The sequence below is a fragment of the Dactylosporangium sp. CS-033363 genome (assembly GCF_050942475.1).
Classification (GTDB): Bacteria; Actinomycetota; Actinomycetes; order Mycobacteriales; family Micromonosporaceae; genus Dactylosporangium.
Genome location: NZ_CP192032.1, coordinates 7,605,729 through 7,628,715, shown reverse-complemented (window position 1 = coordinate 7,628,715; position 22,987 = coordinate 7,605,729). Strand labels below are relative to the sequence as shown.

Below are 22,987 nucleotides of genomic sequence, written 5' to 3'. Positions count from 1 at the left end.
TTGGGAGCGTGAGCGGTACCGAGGAGTTCGAAGCCAGCCCCGCAGACCGCTACGAGGCCGCCCGGCAGCGGGCCGAGAGGCCGGCGCTCACCGAGTTCGCCGACGAGCTGGATTTCGCCCTCGACCCGTTCCAGGCCGAGGCCTGCGCGGCCCTCGAGCGCGGCACGGGCGTGCTCGTGTGCGCCCCGACCGGCGCCGGCAAGACCGTCGTCGGCGAGTTCGCGGTGCACCTGGCCCTGCGGCAGGGGCGCAAGTGCTTCTACACCACGCCGATCAAGGCGCTGTCCAACCAGAAGTACAACGACCTGGTCGGGCGGTACGGCGCCGAGCGGGTCGGGCTGCTCACCGGCGACAACGCGATCAACGGCGACGCGCCCGTGGTGGTGATGACCACCGAGGTGCTGCGCAACATGCTGTACGCCGGCTCGGCCACCCTGCAGGGCCTGTCCTACGTGGTCATGGACGAGGTGCACTACCTCGCCGACCGGTTCCGCGGCGCCGTGTGGGAAGAGGTGATCATCCACCTGCCGGAGTCGGTGACCCTGGTCTCGCTGTCGGCGACGGTGTCCAACGCCGAGGAGTTCGCCGACTGGCTGGTGACCGTGCGCGGCGAGACCAGCGTCGTGGTCAGCGAGCACCGGCCGGTCCCGCTGTGGCAGCACATGCTCGTCGGCAAGCGGATGTTCGACCTGTTCCACGACGCCGAGGCGGCCCAGAAGCACGACGTGCACCCGGAGCTGCTGCGCTACCACCGCGAGATGCTGCGCCGGGTGGAGCTGGCCGGCGGGGACCTGCGCCGGGGCAAGCGCGGCCGCTGGACCGGCCCCTACCGCCAGGAGATCGTCGAGCGCCTCGACCGCGAGGGCCTGCTGCCCGCGATCCTGTTCATCTTCTCCCGGGCCGGCTGCGACGCCGCCGTGCAGCAGTGCCTCGCCGCCGGGCTGCGGCTCACCGGCCCCGACGAGCGGTCCGAGATCCGCACCATCGTCGAGGAGCGCACCAAGCACATCCCGAACGAGGATCTGCAGGTCCTCGGCTACTGGGAGTGGCTCGACGGCCTCGAGCGGGGCCTCGCCGCGCACCACGCCGGGATGCTGCCCGCGTTCAAGGAGGTCGTCGAGGAGCTGTTCGTGCGCGGGCTGGTCAAGGCCGTGTTCGCCACCGAGACGCTGGCCCTGGGCATCAACATGCCGGCCCGGTGCGTGGTGCTCGAGCGGCTGGTCAAGTTCAACGGGGAGGCGCACGTCGACCTGACGCCGGGGGAGTACACGCAGCTCACCGGCCGGGCCGGGCGCCGCGGCATCGACGTGGAGGGCCACGCCGTCGTGGTGTGGGCCCCCGAGATCGACCCCCGCCACGTCGCCGGGCTCGCCTCCACCCGCACGTACCCGCTGAAGTCCAGCTTCCGCCCGTCGTACAACATGGCGGTCAACCTCGTCAGCAGCGTCGGCTTCGCGGCCGCGCGCGAGCTGCTCGAGAGCTCGTTCGCGCAGTTCCAGGCCGACCGCTCGGTCGTGGGCCTGGCCCGGCAGGTGCAGCGCAACGTCGAGACCATGACCACCTACGCCGGCGAGATGACCTGCCATCTCGGCGACTTCGAGCAGTACTTCTCGATCCGGGTCGCGATCGCCGACCGCGAGAAGGCCATCGCGCGCCAGGGCGTGCAGCAGCGCCGCGCGGCCGCCCTGGAGTCCCTGGAGCGGCTGCGCTCCGGCGACGTGATCCGGGTGCCCGCCGGACGGCGCTCCGGCCTCGCCATCGTCATCGACCCCGGCACGGGCGGCTTCGGCGAGCCGCGCCCGCTGGTGCTCACCGAGGACCGCTGGGCCGGGCGGATCTCGGGCGCCGACTTCACCACGCCCGTCGAGCCGATCGGCCGGGTCCGGGTGCCGCGGCAGTTCAACTACCGCTCGGCCCAGGACCGCCGCGACCTCGCGGCGCAGCTGCGCCGGGTCGACTTCGCTCCGGAGGAGCGCGAGCGGGGCCGCCCCGGCCGCTCCCGCAACAGTGCGGCCACCGACGACCACGAGCTGGAGTCGCTGCGCGCGTCGCTGCGCCGGCACCCCTGCCACCGCTGCCCCGACCGCGAGGAGCACGCCCGCTGGGCCGAGCGCCGGCACCGCCTGGAGCGCGACACCGAGGGCCTGCGCGGCAAGGTGGCCAGCCGCACCGGCTCCCTGGCGCGCACCTTCGACCGGGTCTGCGGGCTGCTCACCGACCGCGGCTACCTGTCCGAGACCAGCGAGGTCACCGACGCGGGCCGGATGCTGGCCCGGATCTGGTCCGAGACCGACCTGCTGGTGGCCGAGTGCCTGCGCCGCGGGGTGTGGGACAAGCTCGGCCCGGCCGAGCTGGCCGCGGCGGCCAGCGTCCTGGTCTACGAGGCGCGGCGCGAGTCGGAGGACCGGGCCTCGGTGCCGCGCGGCGAGGTCACCGACGCCATCGACACCACCCTCAAGCTGTGGGCGGACCTGCGCGACGACGAGGACTCGCGGGGCCTGCAGCTGACCCGCGAGCTGGACCTGGGCTTCGTGTGGCCCATGTACCGCTGGGCCCGCGGCGAGTCGCTGACCAAGGTGCTCGGCAGCGTGCACGGCCTGGAGGGCGACATGCCCGCCGGCGACTTCGTGCGCTGGTCACGGCAGGTGCTCGACCTGCTCGGGCAGCTCGCCGAGGCGACCGGGGCGCCGGAGGGCGTGCGCCGCACGGCGCGCCAGGCGATGACCGCGGTGACCCGCGGTGTGCTCGCCTACTCCGTCATGGGATGAACTTTTGGAATTGCACATGATGCGGATTCGCAAAAAACGTTCGGATCCGTAATGATGCTCTGGCCGGTCCGCCGTGCAGCCCGCGCGCGCGTGCCCTGGACGGAGGACATCCCGTGGGTCAATTGCACCATTTCACATACGGCGCCATCACGCCGATCTTCGCCTTTGCCATGTCATTCCTGGGCTCCCTGCTCGGTCTGGTGAGCACGGCGCGGGCCCGGATCGCGACCGACAAGCGCCGCCGCGCCTGGCTGCTCGTGCTGGCCGCGTGGTCGATCGGCGGGACCGGGATCTGGGTCATGCACTTCATGGCCATGGTCGGCTTCAGCGTGACGGACAGCCCGCTGCGCTTCGACGTGCCGATCACGGTCGCGAGCTTCTTCATCGCGGTGATCACCGTCGGCATCGGCCTGTTCATCGTGGGCCTGGGCGAGCGCAAGCTGTGGAAGGTGTTCGTCGGCGGCCCGATCACGGGTGTCTCGGTCGCCTTCATGCACTACACGGGCATGAAGGCGATGAACATCAACGGCAGCTTCGACTACAAGAGCAGCTACGTTGTGGCCTCCTACGCGATCGCCATCGTCGCCGCCACCGTGGCCCTGTGGTTCACCATCGTCGTGCGCGGGATGCTCGCCACGGGCGCCGCGGCCGTCGTGATGGGCGTGGCCGTCTGCTCCATGCACTACACCGGCATGTACGGCATGCAGGTCCACCTGGCCCACAGCACCGACAACGTGCCGGGCGTGGACGTCAACTGGTTCCTGGCCCCGATCGTGCTGTTCGTGCTGGTCGTGGTCATCGCCCTGGCCAGCGCGGTGATGGCGGTGCCGTCCGAGCGCGAGCAGGCCGAGGCGGAGGCGGTCCGGCGCAAGATCGCCGAGGGCCAGGCCCTGCGCGCCGACGCCGGCCCGATCTTCGGCGGCGGCCCGGTGCCCGGCGCGGCGACCGCCGGCGGTGAGACGCCCCCCGGGCGCGCATTCGCGGCGCGCGCCGCGAATGGTATTGCCGACGCCCGCCGACAACGCGGCCGCTGATTCTTTTTGACAATTTTGTGACACTGCGGCCGGCCCCGGAAAGTGGGCCGGCCGTTGCTTTCCGTAGACCTCCGGAATGCATTTCCGGGAGTGTCGGATTAATCGGACAACAGTGCCGGGTCGTGATGAAAGGTCGGTGAACTCCGGCGAGCCGGGCGCCGCGGGCGCGATACTGGTCCGGTGACCGATGCCCGGCCCCGCCCCAGCATGCGCACCGTCGGCAACACGCTCGAGGACTTCGAGCGGGACCTGCTGAGCAACCTGTACTTCCAGCGCGGCACCACCCTGGAGTCCGCCAGCGGCTCCGACGGCTACCACACGCTCGCGCTGACCGTCCGGGACCGGCTCGTCGAGCGCTACGCCCGCACCGCCGCCGCCCACTACGCGGCCAACCCGCGGTTCGTGTACTACCTGTCCGCCGAGTACCTGCTCGGCCGGCAGCTGCGGCAGAACCTGCTCTACACCGACACCGAGCGCTTCGTGCGCCCGATCGCGGCCGAGCTCGGGACCAGCCTCGAGGACCTGGAGAGCTACGACGTCGAGCCGGGCCTGGGCAACGGCGGGCTCGGGCGGCTGGCCGCGTGCCTGCTGGACTCCATGGCCACGCTGGACATCCCGGCGGTCGGCTACGGCATCCGGTACGAGTTCGGCATCTTCAAGCAGGGCTTCCGCGACGGCGCCCAGGTCGAGCGGCCCGACGACTGGACGTTCTACGGCAACCCCTGGGAGTTCGCGGCCCCCGACGACCGCCAGCGGGTCGGCTTCTACGGCAGCACCGTGCCGGCCCCCGACGACCCGAGCGGGCTGCGCCGGCAGTGGACGCCGGGGGAGATCGTGCGGGGCGAGCCCAGCCACATGCTCGTGCCCGGCTTCGGCACCCAGACCGTGAACATCATCCGGCTCTGGCAGGCCCGGGCCAGCCGCGAGTCCTTCGACCTGTCCCGCTTCGGCGCCGGGCAGTACAAGGAGGCGGTCGAGGACATCGTGCGGGCGGAGAACATCTCCAAGGTCCTCTACCCCGACGACAGCACCGAGCAGGGCCGGGAGCTGCGGCTGAAGCAGCAGTACTTCCTCGTCGCCTGCTCGCTGCGCGACATCATCCGCCGCTACCGGCTGCGCAACGAGGGCTGGGAGTCGTTCCCGGCCAAGGTCGTCATCCAGCTCAACGACACCCACCCGGTCATGGCCGTCACCGAGCTCATGCGCCTGCTCGTCGACGAGTACAAGCTGGACTGGGACCTGGCCTGGTCGATCACCCGGCGCACGTTCAACTACACGTGCCACACGCTGCTGCCCGAGGCCCTGGAGACCTGGCCGGTGGCGCTGCTGGAGCGGCTCCTGCCCCGGCACATGGAGATCATCTACGCGATCAACTACTTCTTCCTGCAGGAGGTCGAGGCGACGTACCCCGGCGACGCCGGGCGCGTCCGCCGGCTCTCGATCATCCAGGAGGAGCCGGAGAAGCGGGTCCGGATGGCCCACCTGGCCGTCGTCGCCTCCAGCGCCGTCAACGGCGTCGCCGAGCTGCACACCAAGCTGCTGGCCGAGACCACCCTGCACGACTTCGCCGAGCTGTGGCCGCAGAAGTTCCACAACGTCACCAACGGCGTCACCCCGCGCCGGTTCGTGCGGATGGCCAACCCGCGGCTGTCGGACCTGATCACCGAGCGGCTCGGGGACGAGGGCTGGATCACCGACCTGGACCGGCTGGAGGGCCTCGTGCCGGCCGCCGACGACCCGGCGTTCCTGGAGCGCTGGCGGGCGGTGAAACGGGCCAACAAGGCGGGCCTCGCGGCACTGGTCGAGAAGTCGACGGGGGTGGTGCTCGACCCCGGTGCGCTGTGCGACGTGATGATCAAGCGCTTCCACGAGTACAAGCGGCAGCACTTGAAGCTCTTGCACGTCATCACGCTGTTCAACCGCCTGCGCGACAACCCCGACCTCGACGTGGTGCCGCGCACCGTGCTCTTCGGCGGCAAGGCGGCGCCCGGCTACCACTCGATGAAGCTGCTGATCCGGCTGGTCAACGCGGTCGCCGAGGCGGTCAACACCGACCCGGTGGTCTCCCGCCGGCTCAAGGTCGTGCTGCAGCCCGACTACAACGTGAGCCGCGCCCAGGTCATCATCCCGGCGGCCGACCTGTCCGAGCAGATCTCCCTGGCCGGCAAGGAGGCGTCGGGCACGGGCAACATGAAGCTCGCCCTCAACGGCGCGGTCACCGTCGGCACGCTCGACGGGGCCAACATCGAGATTCGCGACCGGGTCGGGGCGGAGAACTTCTTCCTGTTCGGCCTGGACGCCGGCGAGGCCGCCGAGGCGCGAAAGAGCTACAACCCGCGCTCGTACTACGAAAACGACCCCGAACTGCGCGCGGCCATCGACGCGATCGCGAGCGGCGTGTTCGCCAAGGGCGACCGGTCGCTGTTCGCGCCGGCGCTGGACCTGATCCTGCACCACGACGAGTACCTCGCCCTGGCCGACTACCGCGCCTACCTCGACGCGCAGGAGCGGGTCGAGCAGGCGTGGCGGGACCAGGACGGGTGGGCGCGGATGTCGGTGCTCAACGCGGCCCGGTGCGGGTTCTTCTCCTCCGACCGGACCGTGCGCGACTACTGCGACCGCATCTGGCGCGTGGAGCCGGTGCGCGTCTCAGGCTGAGATGGTGTCCACGATCCGCTTGGTGGCGCCGGCCAGACCCCAGCGCTCGGCCAGCTTGATCAGGCCGTCGGGGTCGGCCGGCGCGGTGGGCAGCTTCGTGGCGAGCTCCGGCAGCGGCACCGCGCGGGAGACCGCCACCACCTCCCGCGACTTGCCCAGGTACTCGCGGCCGGCCTCCAGCTTGGCCCGCAGCCCCGGCGCGAAGCCCGACTTCGGGTCGTCGAGGGCGGCCAGGATGCCGTCCAGGTCGCCGTAGCGGTCCACGAGCCGGGCCGCGGTCTTCTCGCCGACGCCCGCGACCCCGGGCAGGCCGTCGCTGGGGTCGCCGCGCAGGGCCGCGAGGTCCGCGTACCCGGCCGCCGGCACGCCGTACTTCGCGTGCAGCGCCGCGTTGTCGAGGACCTCGAGCTTGGCGACGCCGCGGCCGCAGTACAGGACGCGCACCGGCTTCTCGTCGTCGATGACCTGGAACAGGTCGCGGTCGCCGGTGGCCACCTCGACCGGGCCGGGCTCGCGGAACGCCAGGGTGCCGATCACGTCGTCGGCCTCGAAGTCGGCCGCGCCGACCGCGGTGATGCCGAGCGCGGTCAGGAACTCCAGGATGATCGGCACCTGCGTGGACAGCGCGTCGGGCACCTCCTCGCCGCCGGCCGGGGTGAGCCGGTGCGCCTTGTACGACGGCAGCAGCGCGACCCGCCACGCCGGCCGCCAGCTCTCGTCGAGGCAGCAGACCATGCGGTCCGGCCTGCGGCCCTTGATGAGCGTGGAGAGCATGTCGAGGAAGCCGCGCACGGCGTTGACCGGGGTGCCGTCGGGCGCCTTCGCGGCGGCCTCGGGCACGCCGAAGAACGCGCGGAAGTACAGGCTGGCCGAGTCGATCAGCAGCAGGGGGCGGTCCATCGGTGCAGGTTAGCGCAGCACGTGGATGCGGGTCGCGGTTCCCGTCGTGCTGGTGTGTCGCTGCACGAGGTCGGCCAGGAAATGCACCATCACCAGCCCGCGGCCCCGGCCGTGCGGCGGGCGCAGCCGGCCGATCATCGGGTTGGTGGCGTGGCCGAAGTCGCGGACCTCGCAGACCACCCGCTCCTCGTCGTACCACGTGCGCAGCGTCCCGGAACCGCCGCCGTGCTGGATGCTGTTGGTGGCCAGCTCGTTGACGGCGCTCTGCAGGTCCACGATCCGGTCCGGCACCAGGTCGGCGTCCAGGCCCACCTCGGCCACCCGGCGGCGGACCTCGACCAGGCTCTCCAGCTCGAAGCGCAGCGTGGTCGCCCCGGCCGGCGGCTCGGACAGCGGCACGTTCCAGGTCTCGGCGGCGCCGTGCGGGTCGTAGGTGCCCGACGGGTAGCGGCCGTTGTCGTCGACCATGACCGGGTGGGTGCGCTGGGCGTCGTCGATGCGCTTCTGGTCGAGCCGGGCCAGGTCGTACGGGCACAGCAGGGTCGCCTCGCGCCCGGCCAGCGCCACGTTGACCATCGCCTCGTGCTGGACGCAGCCGGGGTACTCCTCGGCGGTGCGCTCCGGCCAGACCGACTGCCCGACGATGCGGACCCGGCGGCCGGGGTGCTCGTCCATGAACCGGCACAGCACCCAGGGGATGATCCGGCCCGGGTTGCGCCCCGCCTCGGCCATGTCCAGGAACGCCACGCCCTCGGCGAACGCCCCCAGCCGCTCCCGCAGCAGGTTGATGTTGGTCAGCGGCGCGGCGACGACCGTCGGCTCGTCGAGGGAGAACCCCTCGTAGATGAACTTCATGGTGCCGTCGAGAAACCCGACCACGCCCTCGTACAGCAGCGCCTCGTGCACGAACGGGTCGGCAACCCGGTCGCTGGGCGTCGGCACCATGGGGCGGCTCATGGAGGTTCGAGGCTCGTCTCGGTTCGGCAGCAGCGGAGTTCTGGCCTTATTACTCAAGCTTCGTGCACAGACTACGCCACGAACCGAGATCAATCACCTATCCGTTGGTATCGCAGGGTGCTCAGCAACCCCGCGGGTCCCACGAAAAACCAAACGAACGTTAAGCTGTCGGAGTGGAGCTGTATTCCCCCGACCGGCTGGCCGCCGCCCGGCGCGCCGCGGCCGAGGCCGGGCTCGACGCCCTGCTCATCGGCCCGAGCGCCGACCTGCGCTACCTGACCGGCTACGACGCGCACGCCCTCGAGCGGCTCACCCTGCTCGTCCTGCCCGCCGACGGCGACGCCGTCCTCATCGTCCCGCGCCTGGAGCGCCCCGCCGCCGAGGCCTCACCCGCCGAGTCGGTCGGCGTCCGGCTGATCGACCACGCGGACGGCACCGACCCGTACGGCATCGTCCAGGACCTGCTCGGCGGCCGCGCCAAGACCGTCGGCCTGGGCGACCGCATGTGGGCCGAGCAGGTGCTCGCCCTGCGCGACGCGCTGCCCGACGCCACCCAGGCCCTGGCCGGTGCGGTCCTGCGCGGCCTGCGCCTGCGCAAGAGCCCGGCCGAGATCGACGCGCTGCGCCGGGCCGGGCAGGCCATCGACGCGGTGCACGGCCGGATGGCGGAGTGGCTGCGGCCCGGGCGCACCGAGGCCGAGGTGGCCGCCGACATCGCGGCCGGCATCCGCGAGGCCGGCCACGCCACCGTCGAGTTCACCATCGTCGCCGCCGGCCCGAACGGGGCCAGCCCGCACCACGGCGTCTCCGACCGGGTGATCCGGCCGGGGGAGCCCGTGGTCGTGGACATCGGCGGGGCGATGCCCGACGGCTACTGCTCCGACTCCACCCGCATGTACTGCGTCGGCGAACCGCCCGCCGAGTTCGCCGGATATTTCGCGGTACTGCACGAGGCCCAGCGGGCGGCGGTCGCGGCCGTGCGCCCCGGGGTCACCGCCGAGTCCGTCGACGCGGCCGCGCGGGACCTGATCGCCGCCGCGGGGTACGGCGAGGCGTTCCTGCACCGCACCGGGCACGGGATCGGCCTGGACGGGCACGAGGACCCGTACATCGTGGCGGGCAACGCGACCCCGCTCGAGCCCGGCATGGCGTTCTCGATCGAGCCCGGCATCTACCTGGCCGGCCGGCACGGGGCGCGGATCGAGGACATCGTCGTGTGCACCGGCGCCGGCGTGGAGCGGCTCAACACCATCGACACGGAGCTGGTGATCCTGTGACCGTCGACCGGCCCTTCCTCTCCGAAGAGGGCGAAGCCCTGATCGGCCTCGTCCGCGAGATCGCCGGCGGCGAGCTGGCCCCGCGCGTCGACGAGTACGAGGCCGGGCGCCGCTTCCCCCGCGAGCTGTTCAAGGTCCTGGGCCGGGCCGGACTGCTCGGCCTGCCCTACCCGGAGGAGCACGGCGGGGGCGGGGTGCCGTACGAGCTGTACCTGCAGGTCCTCGAGGAGCTCGCGGCCCGCTGGCTCGCCGTGGCCGAGGGCGTCTCCGTGCACAGCCTGGCCTGCTACCCGCTGGCCGCGTTCGGCACCGACACCCAGCGCAAACAGCTGCTCCCCGACATGCTGGGCGGCGAGCTGCTGGGCGCCTACTGCCTCTCCGAGCCGCACAGCGGCTCCGACGCCGCCGCGCTCTCGACCCGGGCCTCGCTCGCGCACGACGGCTACGTGGTCTCGGGTACCAAGGCCTGGATCACCCACGCCGGCCAGGCCGACTTCTACAACGTCTTCGTCCGCACCGGAGGCCCGGGCCCCGCCGGCATCTCCTGCCTCCTGGCCGACGCCGCCACCCCCGGCATCGAGGCCCAGGCCCCGGAGAAGACCATGGGCCTGCGCTCCTCGACGGTGGCCCAGGTCGTCTTCGACGGCGCCGTCGTCCCGCCCGACCGCCTCATCGGCGAGGACGGCCGCGGCTTCAAGATCGCCCTGAGCGCGCTGGACGGCGGCCGGCTCGGCATCGCCGCCTGCGCCATCGGCCTGGCCCAGGCGGCCATGGACTACGCGGCGGGGTACGCCCGCGAGCGCGAGCAGTTCGGCCGGCCCATCGCCGAGTTCCAGGGCGTCGGCTTCATGCTCGCCGACATGGCCACCCAGATCGCCGCGGGCCGCGCCCTGTACCTGCACGCCGCCCGGCTGCGCGACGCCGGCCGCCCGCACACCGCCGAGGCGGCCAAGGCCAAGCTGTTCTGCACCGACACCGCCATGCGCGTCACCACCGACGCCGTCCAGGTCCTCGGCGGCGCCGGCTACGTCTGCGACCACCCGGTGGAGCGGTACATGCGCGAGGCCAAGGTCCTGCAGATCTTCGAGGGCACCAACCAGATCCAGCGCCTGGTGATCTCCCGATCGCTGTAATGGTTTGCCCGGCACGTTAGGGTGCGTGCGTGGAAGAGACCGATCGCGCGATCGTCGCGGCCCTGGCCGCCGACGGCCGCCTGTCCTACACCGACCTGGCCGAGCGCGTCGGCCTGTCGGTGTCGGCCGTGCACCAGCGGGTGCGCCGCCTGGAACAGCGCGGCGTCATCAAGGGCTACACCGCGACGGTCGACCACGACGCCCTCGGCCTGTCCCTGACCGCCTTCGTCGCGATCCGCCCGCTGGACCCGTCGCAGCCCGACGACGCCCCGGACCGCCTGGCCAAGCTCCCGCAGATCGAGAGCTGCTACTCGGTCGCGGGCGAGGACTTCTACATGCTCCTCGTCCGCGTCGAGAACCCGCTCGCCCTGGAGCGGTTGCTGCAGGAGATCCGCTCCGCCGCGAACGTCACGACCCGCACGACCGTGGTGCTCTCGACGCCCTACGAGCACCGGCCTAACGCGCGGCCCTGACGATCGCCTCCTGCACCGCCTCGGTGTCGGTGAGATCGTCCAGGGCGACGTGAGCTCCCGCGGTTTCGAGCTCCGTTCTCGTGTACCGCCCGGTCGCCACACCCACCACGCCGACCCCACTGGTCAGCGCGGCGAGCACGTCCTCGGGCGTGTCACCGACGAGCACTGTTCTTGCGAGGCGCCGCCCGCGCACGTTGTCCCGGGCGATCTTCACCAACTCCGCGCGGACCTCGTGGCTCCACCCGTACGCGCCGACGTCAAGGTCCAGGTATTCGGCGAACCCGAACGGGCCCACCTTCACCTCGGCAATGTGCCGCACGTTGCCGGTGAGCAGGGATTGCACCGTGCGCCCGTGGATCGCCCCGACCGCCTCGACGGCCCCCGGCAGCGCCCGCCCTCGCGTCGGCAGCAGGTGGGCGAGCTCGTCCATCGCCACCTCGGCCCCGTTGCGCAGGTCTTCCAGGTTGGCCTCGTTCACCGGAACCCGGTTGAGCCGCAACATGTCGATCGCGATGGCCCGATCGGTCCGCCCAGCCATCGGCGGCTGATGCGCCGGGGCCACCCCGAAGCGCCGCGCGAAGGCCAGGTCGTACGCCTCCCGCCCCAGCCCGTCCACGTCGACCAGCGTGTGGTCCACATCCCAGAGCACCAGAACCCCGTCCACGCGGTGCAGCGTAGCCGGAACCGGCACAATGTGGAGATGGGCGAGATCGTGGTCATACGGCACGGGCAGACCGAGTGGAGCGCGAACGGCCGGCACACCTCCACCACCGACCTCGAACTGACCTCCGCGGGGGAGGAGGGGGCCAAGTCGCTGGCCCGCGCCTTGGCGAACCGCGCTTTTGTGGCGGTCATCAGCAGCCCCCGCAAGCGCGCCCGCCGTACGGCGGAGCTCGCCGGCCTGGTCGTCACCGAGCTGGACAACGACATCGCGGAGTGGGACTACGGCACGTACGAGGGGCTGACCTCACCTCAGATCAAGGCGGAGGCGCCGGACTGGGATCTTTGGACCGACGGCTGCCCGGAGGGGGAGTCGCCCTCGCAGGTCACCGACCGGCTGGACCGGTTCATCACGAAGCTCCGCCCGATGCTGGCGTTGGGTGATGTGGCGGTGGCGAGTCACGGGCATGCTTCGCGCGCTCTGGCCGCCCGGTGGCTGGAGCAGCCGGTCGCCTTCGGGGCACACCTGACCCTGGGCACGGCGACCGTTTCCGTACTCGGCCACGAGCACGACGCTCCGGCGCTGCGCCTCTGGAACGCCCCGCCGATCTAGCTGCGTCGAGTGTCTGCTGACGGCCGCCAGTCCTACGAGGACGAGCCGGAAAGGCGAAAAGCCTAAAGATTTTTCTCTAAAAGGGGAAAAGCAATGATTTGGGCGGTTCGCGGAGGCTTTTAGGACCACTACCTAGTCGCTTCGCTCAAGCAGACGCCGCCCACGGCTCTGAAACCGCCGCGAGTCAAGGTGCCGCGTCAGCCGGACGACGCCGGAGTGCGGCCGCGGTGGGCGTTGGGCCACTCGGCGTCGTTCCAGCCGACGAGGGTAGCGCCGACCGGTTCGATGGTGATGTTCGGGTCGTTGCTCTGGACCAGGCACATGAGTCGTCGGCCGATGAGGGCGGCGCTGCGCGAGTGGTCGGCCGGGATGTCGAGGACGATCTGCGCCGCGCCCGGCGCCGACGGCCCGGTGCATGTCCCCTTCGGCCGACCAGTCGGCGGCGTCCACGGTGGTTACCTGGTAGCCGTGTTCGGTGAGCCAGGCCGTGGTCTCGTCGAGCAGGCGCCGGCGCCAGAACAGGGTTACCGGAGTGTTGGCCAGCAGGCGGTACGCGACGTCACCGCCGAGATCCGAGTTCGGGTCGAAGGCCGCCATGCTCGATGAGCGTAGTCGAGCTTGCAGTGCAGGAACTGCGGGCGCCCGGCGGCGTGCGTCAGATGAATGGTTGGCCGACCCTCGGCGTCAAGCCGGCCGGTCCTCGGCTGTGGCAGATTCGTGGAACAACTCCACGGGTCCCGGGTCGGCTCGCCGCGGCCCGAGCAGCGTGATCGAGGTGGCGGCGACGAAGGCGGCAAGGACCACGAAGCCGGCGAATCTGATCGTCCAGAGCGGGCCGTCGGCCGCGCCGAGCGGGAATGCCGCGCCCGCCAGCAGGAGGGTGGCGGCCAGCCAGCCGAACATCGCCAGGCCCCGGCGGCCGGCGAGCCATGCCAGCGCGCCGGCGGCTGTGGCGAACGTCGCGGCCGGCAGGCCGAGGAAGGCGATGCCGGCACTGTTGGCGTAGAGCAGCATCGACAGGGTTGCGTCGTCCAACTGCGGGCCGCCGTGGGCGATCGCGATGGCGTCCAGGAACGACGTCACGGCGCCGCCGGCGGCGGTCAGGCCGACCGCGCTGCTGCTGGCCAGCCGTGCCCAGCCGGTCCGCGCCACGACGCCCAGCGCGTCGGGCAGGAACGCGGCGAACGGCACCAGCAGCAGGCAGAAACCCGCGCCGGCGATGAAGTCGCCCGCCAGGTACCGCGTGGCGTGCTGCTGGAACTGGGCCCGCAGCTCCGCCGCCGGCATGTCGAAGCCCGGTGGCCGGCCCTGCAACACGGGCCCGCCGATCGCGAACAGCACCAGCCAGCCCAACCCGAGCAGTCCCACGGTCCGTCTCATGCCGCTCAGCGTGGCGGGCGAACCGGCGGTGCGCGTCAACCCGCTGCGGTATCGCGGAAGCCATCCGCCGGTGGACGACCGGCACCCGGTCCGGCCGTGACGATGTGGGCCATGGACACACCACCAGCTGTCGCGGTGCGCGGCCTGACCAAGCGGTACGGCTCGCGCGCCGTCGTGGACCGGCTCGACTTCGAGATCCCGGCGGGCACGGTCGCCGGGCTGATCGGGCCGAACGGCGCCGGCAAGACCACCATTCTGCGCATGCTGCTCGGCCTGGTCCGCCCGGACGGCGGCACCGGCACGGTCATCGGCCGGCCGATCGCCACGCCGGCGGCCTACCTGCCGTCGGTCGGTGCGCTGGTCGAGGGGCCGGCGTTCTACCCCGGCCTGTCGGGCGCCCGCAATCTCGCCGTGTACGCGACGCTCGCCGGCATCGACCGGGCCCGCGTGCCGATCGTCCTGGAGCGGCTCGGGTTGGCCGACCGGGCTGCCGACGCCTACCGGACCTATTCGCTGGGTATGCGGCAGCGGCTCGGGATCGCCGCGGCGCTGCTCGGCGACCCCGCCCTGGTCGTGCTCGACGAGCCGACGAACGGGCTCGACCCGTCAGGCATCCGCGACATGCGCGGCATCATCCGGTCGATCTGCGAGGACGGCCGTACCGTGCTGGTCACCTCCCATCTGCTCAACGAGGTGCAGCAGGTGTGCGACTGGCTGATCGTCATCAACCAGGGCCGGCGGCGCTTCGAGGGCGTCATGGGCGACGGCGACATCGAAGAGCGCTACTTCCGCATCCTGGAGGGGGAACCGTCATGATCCGGGCCGTCCGCGCCGAACTGCTCAAGCTGCGCCGGCCCCGGCTGCTGTGGGGCTCGCTCGGCGCGCTCTTCGGCTTCACCGTGCTGGTCAGCATCCTCAGCGTCGCCACGGCAACCGAGACGGCCGGGCCGCGGGAGGTGTCGATCGCGCGGCTCGTCGCGGCCGACGGCCTGACGGCCGGCTTCGGGAACGCGTCCCGGCTGGTCGGGCTGGTGATCCTGGTGCTGTTCCTGAGTTCGGTGACCACCGAGTACACCTGGGGCACCATCCGCATGCTGCTGACCCGGCAACCGGACCGGATCGCCGTACTCGCCGGCAAGCTCGGCGCGCTGCTCGTCGCGATGACGGCCGCGCTGCTGGCCGCGTTGCTGCTCAGCGTCGCTTCGGCCACCGTCGCGATGCTGGCCCGCGGGCTTCCCGTCGACGCCTGGTTCACCGGTGCCGGCCTCGGCCACGCCGCCGCGGGGTACGTCTCCGCGCTGGTGGCCTGCGCGCTGTACGGCGCGTTCGGGTTGGCCTTCGGCGTGCTGCTGCGCTCGACCGTCCTGGCCGTCGCGGTGATGCTCGGCTGGTTCTTCATGGCCGAGAACATCGCCGCGACCGTCTGGTCCGACGCGCCGCACTGGCTGCCCGGCCTGCTCGCCGGGGTGGTGATGGCCGGCGGCACCGACACCGTCGGCTACTGGCCGGCGTTCGCGGCCACCCTCGCCTACCTGGCCGTCGCGGTCGCCGTCGCCGGCGTCGTCTTCGCCCGGCGAGACGTCTCCTGAGGACCTTGCCAGAAGTCTTCGTCCGCAACTCCGCGACGATTCGCGTCCGGGACCCGGCAACGTGGCTGGGCCACGGACTCGACTTCTGACAAGGTCCTTAAGTCATCCAGCCTGGACGCACGAGACCGGTCTCGTAGGCGGTCACCACCACCTGCGCCCGGTCCCGGGCGTCCAGCTTCAGCATCAGCCGGGAGATGTGCGTCTTCACCGTGGCGACGCTGACGTACAGCCGCAGCGCGATCTGGTCGTTGCTGAGCCCCTGCGCGGCGAGGGCCATCACCTCCCGCTCGCGATCGGTCAGCCGGTCCAGCGCGGACGCCGGCGGCAACTCCTTGGCCCGGCTGGCGAACTCGTGGACCACCCGGTTCGTCACGCTCGGCGCGAGCATCGACGCGCCGGCCGCCACCGCCCGGACCGCCCGGATGAGATCCTCCGGCTCGTTGTCCTTGACCACGAAGCCGCTCGCCCCGGCCCGGAGGGCCGCGAAGATGTACTCGTCCAGCTCGAACGTGGTGACGATCAGCACCCGGACGCCGGCCAGCCGCCGATCCGTCATGATCGCGCGGGTCGCCTCGATGCCGTCCATCGCCGGCATCCGGACGTCCATCACGACCACGGCCGGCCGCAGGATCCCCGCCTGCCGCACCGCTTCGCGACCGTCGCCGGCCTCGCCCACAACGGTGATGTCGGCACTGTCCTCCAGCAGCGCCCGCAGCCCGGCCCGCATCATCGCCTGGTCGTCGGCCAGCAGCACCCGGATCGTGTGGGCCTGGTTCATGCGTTCTCCCGGTACGGCAGGCGGGCGTGGATGCGCACCCCGCCGGTACCGTGCGCGGCAATCTCGAACGAGCCACCCACCGTCAACGCGCGCTCCCGCATGCCGGCCACCCCGGCACCCTCGCTGACCTGGCTCGACCGGCCATCGTCGGCCACCTCGACGTCGAGCGCGTCGGCGCCGAAGTCGAGCGTGACCGTGGCCGTGCGCGCCGACGAATGCCGGCGCACGTTCGTGACGGCCTCCTGGATGATCCGGTACGCGGCCAGGTCGACCGCCGTGGGCAGTGGCAGCGGTACTCCCACCACGACGGCCTCCACCCGCAGCCCGGCCAGGTCGGACCGGGTGCACAACTCGTCGAGCTGAGCCAGCCCGGGCGCGGGCTGCCGCGGCGGCTCCTCATCGCCGCGCAACGCTGCCAGAACCGCCCGCAGGTCCACCATGGTCCCCTTGCTGACCTCCTTGATCGCGCTCAGCGACGTGCGGACCCGCTCCGGGTCGCGGTCCAACGCCCGCAAGGCCAGGTTCGCGTGGACGGTCACCAGCGAAACCTGGTGCGCCAGCACGTCGTGCAGGTCGCGGGCGGCGCGCAGCCGCTCCTCGGAGACCGCCACCTGCTCGATCTCCCGCCGCCGCCGCGCGCTGACCCGGATCGCCTCCCCGGCGGCCAGGACCAGCGCCAGAACCGCGGCGATCGCCACGACCGCCACCAGGCCCGGGCCGTCCTGCCGGTGCACCGCCCGGCTGAGCACGAGGTACCCGGCGAGCCCCGCGCCGGTCGCCACCCAGGCCTGCAGGCGCCGGCCCGGCTGGTTCACCATCGAGATGATGGCGGCCGCGAGACTGATGACCACCGGCGCGAACCGGTAGCCGAGCGAGTAGTAGAGCGCCGAGGCCACAAGATTCCCGGCCAGTACCAGCAGCGGCGCCCGGCGGCGGGCGAACAGCAGCAGCGGGCCAGCCAGGAGGAGCAGTACCGCGACGCCGTCGAGGTCGAGACGGTCGCTGGGCCGGCGGGTGGCAGCGTAGACGGCGACCAGCTGGATGGCGGCCAGCTTGATCGGCAGCCAGCGGTCCGACCGCAGCCACGGCGACACGTCCACCCGGCGATGCTATGCGCGCCTCCGTCCGCCGCACATCCGCGCACGGTTGACTCTGCAGTACAGCATCAGGAGTACGTCGGGAGCGCCGGTGTACGCCGCCGGGCGAAGGCGGACACCGGCGCCCGACCAGACCTCCAGCTACGTCAATCTCCGTATGCCGATGTCGTCCAGGGGCGGACGACGGCCGGGGCGACGGCGGTCAGGCTGATGTCATGACCGAAGAGCGTCCCGCACCCTCGTCGACGACCACCCCCGAGGCGACGACCACCCCCGAGGCGACGATCGCGGCCTGGCGTGACGCCGCGGAGCGCGGCGACGCGGACGCCGCCGGGCACCTGTTCGCCGCCGGTATCGAAGTCATCTCACCGCTCACCGAGCAGTTCCGCTTCCACGGGCCCGAACAGGTCACCGCGATGCTGGCGGCGGCGTTCGAGACGATCAGCGACATCCGCTTCCACACCCAGGTGGGTGCCGATCGCACGTGGGCGCTGTTCTTCCACGCGCGCGCCGGCCGGCAGTTCGTCGAGGAGGCGCAACTGCTGCGGCTCGACGCGTCGAGTCACATCCGCGAGTTGACGCTGTTCGGACGCCCGCTGCCCGCCCTGACCGCCGTCATGTCCGAGATCGGTCCTCGGCTGCTGCGTGGCCGGCGCCGCCCGGCGCTGGCCCGCCTGGTCGGTGCCCTCACCGGCCCGGTGGCGGCGCTGACCCGTGTGGGCGATCGGCGCATCGTCCCGCTCGCCGATCCGCGCCGGCCGCACCGCACCGGTCCGGCGGTCAGGGGGTGAAGCGGAGGCCGTCCATCAGCAGGTCCAGCACGCGGCCGGCCTGTTCGCGGCGGTCCGGTTCCGAGACCCACAGCGAGATGGCGCTCATCGCGACCAGCACGTCGTAAGGCTCCACGTCCTGGCGGATGCCGGCGGACTCGGCCGCCTTCAGCAGGTCGCCCAGCGCGGCCTCCATCATCGTCCGGCTCTGCGCGAAGGGCTGCCCGCCCGCGGCGATCACCGTGCGCAGCGCCTCCGCCAGGCCGCGTTTGGTCGCCGAGTAGTCGATGAACCCGTCCATCCACGTGCGCAGGGCCGCATCCGGCGGCAGCTCGGCAAGCAGCCGGGGCGCGGACTCGCAGAGGCGGGTGAGCTCCGCGCGGTAGACCTCTTCGATCAGCGCTTCGCGCGTGGGGAAGTGGCGGTACAGCGTGCCGATCCCGACCCCGGCGTCGCGGGCCACGCGCTCCAGGGTGACCTCGTCCGTCGGGTCCTTGGAGAAGGCGACCAGCGCGGCCTCCAGCAGTCGCTCGCGGTTGCGGCGGGCGTCGGCGCGCAGGGGGCGGGCAGCGTGGGTCACGTCACACTCCAAAGGCGAGGCAATCGGAGGCGCCTCCGGTTAGCGTGGAGGACATCTGGAGGCTCCTCCGCTTCAGATGGTACCGCCGAAGGAGACGATCATGTCCATCAGCACTCCGTTCAGCAAGACGTCCGCCGCCCGCGAGGTGATCGCCGGCGTCGACCTCAGCGGCAAGCGCGCCATCGTGACCGGTGGGGCGTCCGGGATCGGGGTCGAGACCGCCCGCGCCCTCGCCGGGGCCGGGGCCGAGGTGACCCTCGCGGTGCGCGACACCGCGGCCGCCGAGGCGTTCGCCGCCGAGATCCAGGCGCGGACGATGCCGCTGGACCTGGCCGACCAGGCTTCCGTGCGGAAGTTCGGCGAGGCCTGGGAAGGGCCGCTGCACATCCTCGTGAACAACGCCGGCGTGATGGCGCGGCCGCTCGGGCGGTCGGTCGAAGGCTGGGAGCTGCAGTTCGCGACCAACCACTACGGGCACTTCGCCCTCGCGACGGGGCTGTTGCCGGCGCTGCGCGCGGCCGGCGGTGCCCGGGTCGTGTCGGTGTCGTCCAGCGGGCATCAGTTCTCGCCCGTGGTGTTCGACGACATCCACTTCGAGCGGCGGGAGTACGAGGCCTGGTCCGCCTACGGGCAGTCCAAGACGGCCAACATTCTCTTCGCCGTCGAGGCCACCCGCCGATGGTCCGGTGACGGGGTGTTCGTCAACGCACTGCACCCGGGTTCCATCAGGACGAACCTGCAGCGGTACGTCGACCAGGCCGAACTCCAGCGCCTGCGCGAAGCGACCGGCAACCCGAACCCGGAGTTCAAGACCACCGAGCAGGGGGCGGCCACGTCCGTGCTGCTCGCCGCCTCGCCGCTGCTGGACGGAGTGGGCGGCAGGTACTTCGAGGACTGCAACGAGGCCGGGCCGCACCTGCCCGGCACGCGCACCGGGGTCGAGGCGTACGCGCTCGACCCGGACGCTGCCGCGCGGCTGTGGGACATCAGCGTGAAGGAGGTTCAGCGATGAGCGAGTTCGGATTCGAGTCCACCGCGAGCGAGGTCCTGGCCGGGGCCGACCTGAGCGGGAAGCGGGCGGTCGTCACCGGCGGCGGCTCGGGCATCGGGGTCGAGACGGCCCGGGCACTCGCGAACGCGGGCGCCGAGGTGACCCTGGCCGTGCGCAACACCGCGGCCGCCCAGGAGTTCGCCCAGGAGATCAAGGCCCAGGTCATGCCGCTCGACCTGGCCGACCAGGCGTCGGTCCGGGCGTTCGCCGAGGCGTGGGAGGGGCCGCTGCACATCCTCGTGAACAACGCGGGCGTCATGGCGTCGCCGCTCAGCCGTACCGGAGAAGGGTGGGAATCGCAGTTTGCGACGAACCACCTCGGGCACTTCGCGCTCGCCGCGCGGCTGCTGCCGAGCCTGCGGCAGGCCGGCGGGGCGCGGGTCGTCGCCGTCAGTTCGGCCGCGCATCTGCGGTCGCCGGTGGTGTTCGAGGACATCCACTTCGAGCGGCGCGAGTACGAGCCGTGGCTTGCCTACGGGCAGTCGAAGACGGCCAACGTGCTCTTCGCCGTCGAGGCCGACCGGCGCTGGAGCGGCGACGGGATCCGGGTCAACGCCCTGAACCCGGGCGGCATCCACACCAACCTGCAGCGGCACATCGACGTCGACGAGCTCGTGCGGACCGCGACCGCGGCCAACGGTGGGGTGCCCATCCGGTGGAAGACCCCCGAGCAGGGGGCGGCGACCTCGGCGCTGCTGGCCGGGTCGCCGACCGTCGCGGACGTCGGCGGGAAGTACTACGACGACTGCGCCGAGGCCGCGCCCAACCAGCCGGGGACGCGGACCGGGGTCGCGGCGTACGCGCTCGACCCCGAGGCCGCGAGCCGGCTGTGGGACGTCTCGGTCGCCGCCACTCACATCACGTTGTAGGCGCTCAGCGGCTCGATCAGCTCGCGCTCCTCGTACGACAGGTGCGACAGGAGGGTGTCGGTGAGCAGGTCGACCGCCTCGCGCACCTGCTTGACGCCCTCCGGCCTGGTCACCATCGCCACGAGGGCCTGGTCCACCCGCTCCAGCACGTCGGCGATGACGTGGTGCTCCGCCTCCAGGCGGTCGACGACCGGCACGAGCCGGGGGTCGGCCGCCCGCAGGCGCGGGAACAGGCTCAGGTCCTCGATGGTGTGGTGGGTGGTGACCACGCGGCAGTAGCTCTCGCAGTACGTGCCCAGCGTCCAGTTGTTCTGCCGCATCGCCATCGTGTTGATCATCGAGCGCGCCCGGCCCAGGTCCAGCGCGCCCGAGGCGACCTGGTCCACGAGGTCGCGCAGCTGCTGCAACTCCTCGCGCAGATGGTTGTGTACGTCCACCAGGTGCTGCCCCGACGCCCGCTGCCTGCCGCTGTACTGCACGGCGAGATCGCTCGCCGGGCCCGTCGGGCGCTCGGACTCGTCCCACAGGCTCGTGCCCGACAGCCGCGTGCCGTCGTCCGGCGTCGGGGTGGCGAGGGTGGCGTTGTGCTCGCGAACCAGCACTGCCGATGCGGGCTCAGGCGGTACAACTGCGGCGGTTGGCGTTTCAGGGTGCGTGCGCTCGGCCGTGACCAGCTCGCGCACCGCCGGCACCACCTCGGTGGCGAAGCGCTCCAGGTCGCTGTCGCCGCCCGCGCGGACCATGTAGACGAAGCCGCTCATGCCCTCGCTCACCGCGAGCTCGGCGAGCTGCTCCACCCACACCTTGGGCGGGCCCTGCAGGAATTCACGGCCGTCACCGCGGAAGGAACCGGCGATGTTGTACAGCCTGCGGATGTCCTCCGGCCGCCGCCCGGCCTGCTCGGCGGCCTCGTCGATGCGCCGGTTCGACTCCGCGAGCAGCTCGGGGGCGACGTAGGGCGAGCTGGGCAGCCAGCCGTCGGCGAGGCGGCCGATGACGGCGAGCGCGCGCGGCTTGTACGCGCCGACCCAGATGCCGATGTCGTGCGCGGTGCCGGGGCCGGGGTGGGCGCCCTTGAGATGGTAGTACTCCCCGTCGACGCGCACCGAGCGCTCGTCGCTCCACAGCGCGCGGATGACCGCGATCGCCTCCTCGAGGGCCTTGAGCGACTCGCCGGGCGTGCGCCGCGGGGCGCCCATCGCCTCGATCGCGTCCCAGAACCCGCCGGCGCCGAGGCCCAGCTCGACCCGGCCGCCGCTGAGCAGGTCCAGGCTGGCCGCCGCGCGGGCGAGCACGGCCGGCGGGCGCAGCGGCAGGTTCGCCACGTTGGGGAACACCGAGATCCGCTCGGTGTGGGCGGCGATCACCGACAATTGGGTCCAGGTGTCGAGGAAGCGCCCCTGGTACGGGTGGTCCTGGAGGCTCGTCATGTCCAGGCCGAGCTCCTCGGTGCGCACCGCGAGCCGCAGCGCCTCGGCGGCGTCGGCGGCCTCGGCCGGCAGGAACGTCCCGAAGCGCAGATCGTGGCCATAGTCGGTCATGCAGATAATATTTCACACAGAAGGTTCACGGACAAAGTGTCGCCTCTCACGCTTGGCAGTATTCCGCTATGGCGTCGAGGTGGGCGGGCGTCAGCCCGCGGCGCGGATCGGGGCGGATCAGCAGGGCGCGGCCGTCGGCGGTGAGCTCGTCGAAGAGCGGGCCCGGCTCGGGCACCTCGACGTCGTCGGTCCACACCAGCCGCCGCCCGCCGTGCAGCACGGCCCGCGCCGCGGCGAGCTTGGCCACCGAGAAGTCCGGCACCTCGCCGAACGCGCGGTCCAGGCCCGGCATCTTGAACAGCCGCTCGACCTCGCCCGGCCACGCGCACCAGGTCGAGCACCAGCGCACCTCGGCCACGCCGTCGCCGTGCAGGTCCCGGATGCGCTGGACGAGGGCGGGGGCCCAGCGCAGCTTCCACTCGGCGCCGAGGGCGTACGCGCGGCCCTGAAACGGCGCCGCACCCCAGCCGGGCCGCTTCACGTTGATGACGCCGTCGACGTCGAGCAGCCACACCGGCGGATCGCCCATGCGGCGAAGGTACCCCGCGCGGGCCGCTCGTGAAAGTCGCGATAAATGCATTGTGCGCCTCCCGGGGAATGCGTAAGGTATTCATCAGCACCGAGAAGACACCGAGCGGGAAGGGGATGACCATGATGCGGCGCCGGGCACTCGAAGCCAAGCGGGCCAATGTTCTCCTTGCCTGCGGTCATGCCTGTATGCGCGGCGGTTATGCCTTCGGTCGGTGGAGCGGCTAGCACTTCGCTAGCGACGCCTCCGCCGCCCTCCCCAATGGGGACAGGGCGGTTTTTCTTTGTGTTCTTTGACAATTCCACAGTGGATGGCACACGCATTCTTTTG

At 71.9% G+C, this 22,987-nt stretch carries 22 protein-coding genes; 12 read left to right on the top strand and 10 right to left on the bottom strand.

What is annotated here, in order from left to right:
* Positions 1-8 precede the first annotated feature (8 nt).
* The 3 genes from ACQPZ4_RS35340 to ACQPZ4_RS35330 all read left to right on the top strand — a co-directional run bounded on the left by ACQPZ4_RS35340 (position 9) and on the right by ACQPZ4_RS35330 (position 6,460).
* Positions 9-2,768, top strand: coding sequence for a DEAD/DEAH box helicase (locus tag ACQPZ4_RS35340; RefSeq protein WP_433045565.1), 2,760 nt, complete (start codon positions 9-11; stop codon positions 2,766-2,768).
* 170 nt (positions 2,769-2,938) lie between these two features.
* Positions 2,939-3,802: an MHYT domain-containing protein gene (locus ACQPZ4_RS35335; RefSeq protein WP_433045562.1), complete on the top strand. Its 864-nt coding sequence runs from the start codon at positions 2,939-2,941 to the stop codon at positions 3,800-3,802.
* A gap of 180 nt (positions 3,803-3,982) precedes the next feature.
* Positions 3,983-6,460 (top strand): glycogen/starch/alpha-glucan phosphorylase, encoded by a 2,478-nt coding sequence (locus tag ACQPZ4_RS35330; RefSeq protein ID WP_433045559.1) that lies wholly within the window; start codon positions 3,983-3,985, stop codon positions 6,458-6,460.
* On the opposite strand, the gene ACQPZ4_RS35325 is transcribed toward ACQPZ4_RS35330, so the two are convergent.
* Entirely contained in the window at positions 6,452-7,360 is a 909-nt protein-coding gene (locus ACQPZ4_RS35325) for a 5'-3' exonuclease (RefSeq protein ID WP_433045556.1), read from the bottom strand. The genes ACQPZ4_RS35330 and ACQPZ4_RS35325 overlap by 9 nt on opposite strands.
* Before the next feature lie 9 nt (positions 7,361-7,369).
* Entirely contained in the window at positions 7,370-8,317 is a 948-nt protein-coding gene (locus tag ACQPZ4_RS35320; protein ID WP_433045553.1) for an anti-sigma factor RsbA family regulatory protein, read from the bottom strand.
* A 173-nt stretch (positions 8,318-8,490) separates the two neighbouring features.
* Here ACQPZ4_RS35320 and ACQPZ4_RS35315 point away from each other — a divergent pair, with 173 nt between their 5' ends.
* From ACQPZ4_RS35315 to ACQPZ4_RS35305, 3 genes are read left to right on the top strand one after another with little or no spacing between them, the layout of a single operon-like run.
* A complete protein-coding gene (locus ACQPZ4_RS35315; RefSeq protein WP_433045550.1) occupies positions 8,491-9,594 on the top strand; it encodes a M24 family metallopeptidase in 1,104 nt (367 codons plus the stop codon).
* A complete protein-coding gene (locus ACQPZ4_RS35310) occupies positions 9,591-10,727 on the top strand; it encodes an acyl-CoA dehydrogenase family protein (RefSeq protein WP_433045547.1) in 1,137 nt (378 codons plus the stop codon). Before ACQPZ4_RS35315 ends, ACQPZ4_RS35310 begins: the two co-directional genes overlap by 4 nt.
* A gap of 29 nt (positions 10,728-10,756) precedes the next feature.
* The gene (locus ACQPZ4_RS35305) at positions 10,757-11,200 is read left to right on the top strand and encodes an Lrp/AsnC family transcriptional regulator (protein WP_433045544.1); all 444 of its coding nucleotides are present in this window, start codon (positions 10,757-10,759) and stop codon (positions 11,198-11,200) included.
* On the opposite strand, the gene ACQPZ4_RS35300 is transcribed toward ACQPZ4_RS35305, so the two are convergent.
* Positions 11,184-11,864, bottom strand: a complete 681-nt coding sequence (locus ACQPZ4_RS35300; RefSeq protein ID WP_433045541.1) for an HAD family hydrolase — start codon at positions 11,862-11,864, stop codon at positions 11,184-11,186. The genes ACQPZ4_RS35305 and ACQPZ4_RS35300 overlap by 17 nt on opposite strands.
* 36 nt (positions 11,865-11,900) lie before the next feature.
* Between ACQPZ4_RS35300 and ACQPZ4_RS35295 the strand changes: the two genes are divergently transcribed.
* Entirely contained in the window at positions 11,901-12,473 is a 573-nt protein-coding gene (locus tag ACQPZ4_RS35295; protein ID WP_433045538.1) for a histidine phosphatase family protein, read from the top strand.
* A gap of 197 nt (positions 12,474-12,670) precedes the next feature.
* Here the strand turns inward: ACQPZ4_RS35295 and ACQPZ4_RS35290 are convergent, their stop codons facing one another.
* Together ACQPZ4_RS35290 and ACQPZ4_RS35285 are read right to left on the bottom strand one after the other, a co-directional pair.
* Positions 12,671-12,796, bottom strand: coding sequence for a hypothetical protein (locus tag ACQPZ4_RS35290; RefSeq protein WP_433045535.1), 126 nt, complete (start codon positions 12,794-12,796; stop codon positions 12,671-12,673).
* Positions 12,797-13,157: 361 nt separating this feature from the next.
* Positions 13,158-13,853: a hypothetical protein gene (locus ACQPZ4_RS35285; RefSeq protein ID WP_433045532.1), complete on the bottom strand. Its 696-nt coding sequence runs from the start codon at positions 13,851-13,853 to the stop codon at positions 13,158-13,160.
* 111 nt (positions 13,854-13,964) lie between these two features.
* On the opposite strand from ACQPZ4_RS35285, the gene ACQPZ4_RS35280 reads away from it, so the two are divergent.
* Together ACQPZ4_RS35280 and ACQPZ4_RS35275 are read left to right on the top strand one after the other, a co-directional pair.
* On the top strand, positions 13,965-14,669 hold the full coding sequence (locus ACQPZ4_RS35280) for an ABC transporter ATP-binding protein (protein WP_433045529.1): 705 nt from the start codon (positions 13,965-13,967) through the stop codon (positions 14,667-14,669).
* Positions 14,666-15,442, top strand: a complete 777-nt coding sequence (locus ACQPZ4_RS35275; RefSeq protein ID WP_433045526.1) for an ABC transporter permease subunit — start codon at positions 14,666-14,668, stop codon at positions 15,440-15,442. Before ACQPZ4_RS35280 ends, ACQPZ4_RS35275 begins: the two co-directional genes overlap by 4 nt.
* 97 nt (positions 15,443-15,539) lie before the next feature.
* Here ACQPZ4_RS35275 and ACQPZ4_RS35270 read toward each other — a convergent pair whose 3' ends face one another.
* A complete protein-coding gene (locus ACQPZ4_RS35270) occupies positions 15,540-16,220 on the bottom strand; it encodes a response regulator transcription factor (protein WP_433045523.1) in 681 nt (226 codons plus the stop codon).
* On the bottom strand, positions 16,217-17,320 hold the full coding sequence (locus tag ACQPZ4_RS35265) for a sensor histidine kinase (protein WP_433045520.1): 1,104 nt from the start codon (positions 17,318-17,320) through the stop codon (positions 16,217-16,219). The genes ACQPZ4_RS35270 and ACQPZ4_RS35265 overlap by 4 nt, the downstream gene beginning before the upstream one ends.
* Before the next feature lie 212 nt (positions 17,321-17,532).
* Between ACQPZ4_RS35265 and ACQPZ4_RS35260 the strand changes: the two genes are divergently transcribed.
* On the top strand, positions 17,533-18,108 hold the full coding sequence (locus ACQPZ4_RS35260) for a nuclear transport factor 2 family protein (RefSeq protein WP_433045517.1): 576 nt from the start codon (positions 17,533-17,535) through the stop codon (positions 18,106-18,108).
* Here ACQPZ4_RS35260 and ACQPZ4_RS35255 read toward each other — a convergent pair.
* Positions 18,098-18,667, bottom strand: coding sequence for a TetR/AcrR family transcriptional regulator (locus ACQPZ4_RS35255; protein ID WP_433045514.1), 570 nt, complete (start codon positions 18,665-18,667; stop codon positions 18,098-18,100). The two genes, ACQPZ4_RS35260 and ACQPZ4_RS35255, sit on opposite strands and share 11 nt — an antisense overlap.
* Before the next feature lie 100 nt (positions 18,668-18,767).
* Between ACQPZ4_RS35255 and ACQPZ4_RS35250 the strand changes: the two genes are divergently transcribed.
* Together ACQPZ4_RS35250 and ACQPZ4_RS35245 are read left to right on the top strand one after the other, a co-directional pair.
* Positions 18,768-19,679: an SDR family NAD(P)-dependent oxidoreductase gene (locus ACQPZ4_RS35250; RefSeq protein ID WP_433045511.1), complete on the top strand. Its 912-nt coding sequence runs from the start codon at positions 18,768-18,770 to the stop codon at positions 19,677-19,679.
* A complete protein-coding gene (locus ACQPZ4_RS35245; RefSeq protein ID WP_433045508.1) occupies positions 19,676-20,587 on the top strand; it encodes an SDR family NAD(P)-dependent oxidoreductase in 912 nt (303 codons plus the stop codon). Before ACQPZ4_RS35250 ends, ACQPZ4_RS35245 begins: the two co-directional genes overlap by 4 nt.
* Here ACQPZ4_RS35245 and ACQPZ4_RS35240 read toward each other — a convergent pair.
* Complete coding sequence (locus ACQPZ4_RS35240) at positions 20,572-22,128, bottom strand: LLM class flavin-dependent oxidoreductase (protein ID WP_433045505.1); 1,557 nt, start codon at positions 22,126-22,128, stop codon at positions 20,572-20,574. The two genes, ACQPZ4_RS35245 and ACQPZ4_RS35240, sit on opposite strands and share 16 nt — an antisense overlap.
* A gap of 46 nt (positions 22,129-22,174) precedes the next feature.
* Positions 22,175-22,657, bottom strand: a complete 483-nt coding sequence (locus ACQPZ4_RS35235) for an HAD domain-containing protein (protein WP_433045503.1) — start codon at positions 22,655-22,657, stop codon at positions 22,175-22,177.
* Positions 22,658-22,987: the final 330 nt, after the last annotated feature.

Bases quoted from the DNA above. Each gene is read 5' to 3' on its own strand.
- ACQPZ4_RS35285 (WP_433045532.1), bottom strand. From the start codon at position 13,853: ATGAGACGGACCGTGGGACTGCTCGGGTTGGGCTGGCTGGTGCTGTTC.
- ACQPZ4_RS35235 (WP_433045503.1), bottom strand. From the start codon at position 22,657: ATGGGCGATCCGCCGGTGTGGCTGCTCGACGTCGACGGCGTCATCAAC.
- ACQPZ4_RS35250 (WP_433045511.1), top strand. From the start codon at position 18,768: ATGTCCATCAGCACTCCGTTCAGCAAGACGTCCGCCGCCCGCGAGGTG.
- ACQPZ4_RS35245 (WP_433045508.1), top strand. From the start codon at position 19,676: ATGAGCGAGTTCGGATTCGAGTCCACCGCGAGCGAGGTCCTGGCCGGG.
- ACQPZ4_RS35295 (WP_433045538.1), top strand. From the start codon at position 11,901: ATGGGCGAGATCGTGGTCATACGGCACGGGCAGACCGAGTGGAGCGCG.
- ACQPZ4_RS35270 (WP_433045523.1), bottom strand. From the start codon at position 16,220: ATGAACCAGGCCCACACGATCCGGGTGCTGCTGGCCGACGACCAGGCG.
- ACQPZ4_RS35275 (WP_433045526.1), top strand. From the start codon at position 14,666: ATGATCCGGGCCGTCCGCGCCGAACTGCTCAAGCTGCGCCGGCCCCGG.
- ACQPZ4_RS35260 (WP_433045517.1), top strand. From the start codon at position 17,533: ATGACCGAAGAGCGTCCCGCACCCTCGTCGACGACCACCCCCGAGGCG.
- ACQPZ4_RS35280 (WP_433045529.1), top strand. From the start codon at position 13,965: ATGGACACACCACCAGCTGTCGCGGTGCGCGGCCTGACCAAGCGGTAC.
- ACQPZ4_RS35335 (WP_433045562.1), top strand. From the start codon at position 2,939: ATGTCATTCCTGGGCTCCCTGCTCGGTCTGGTGAGCACGGCGCGGGCC.
- ACQPZ4_RS35240 (WP_433045505.1), bottom strand. From the start codon at position 22,128: ATGACCGACTATGGCCACGATCTGCGCTTCGGGACGTTCCTGCCGGCC.
- ACQPZ4_RS35320 (WP_433045553.1), bottom strand. From the start codon at position 8,317: ATGAGCCGCCCCATGGTGCCGACGCCCAGCGACCGGGTTGCCGACCCG.
- ACQPZ4_RS35325 (WP_433045556.1), bottom strand. From the start codon at position 7,360: ATGGACCGCCCCCTGCTGCTGATCGACTCGGCCAGCCTGTACTTCCGC.
- ACQPZ4_RS35290 (WP_433045535.1), bottom strand. From the start codon at position 12,796: ATGTGCCTGGTCCAGAGCAACGACCCGAACATCACCATCGAACCGGTC.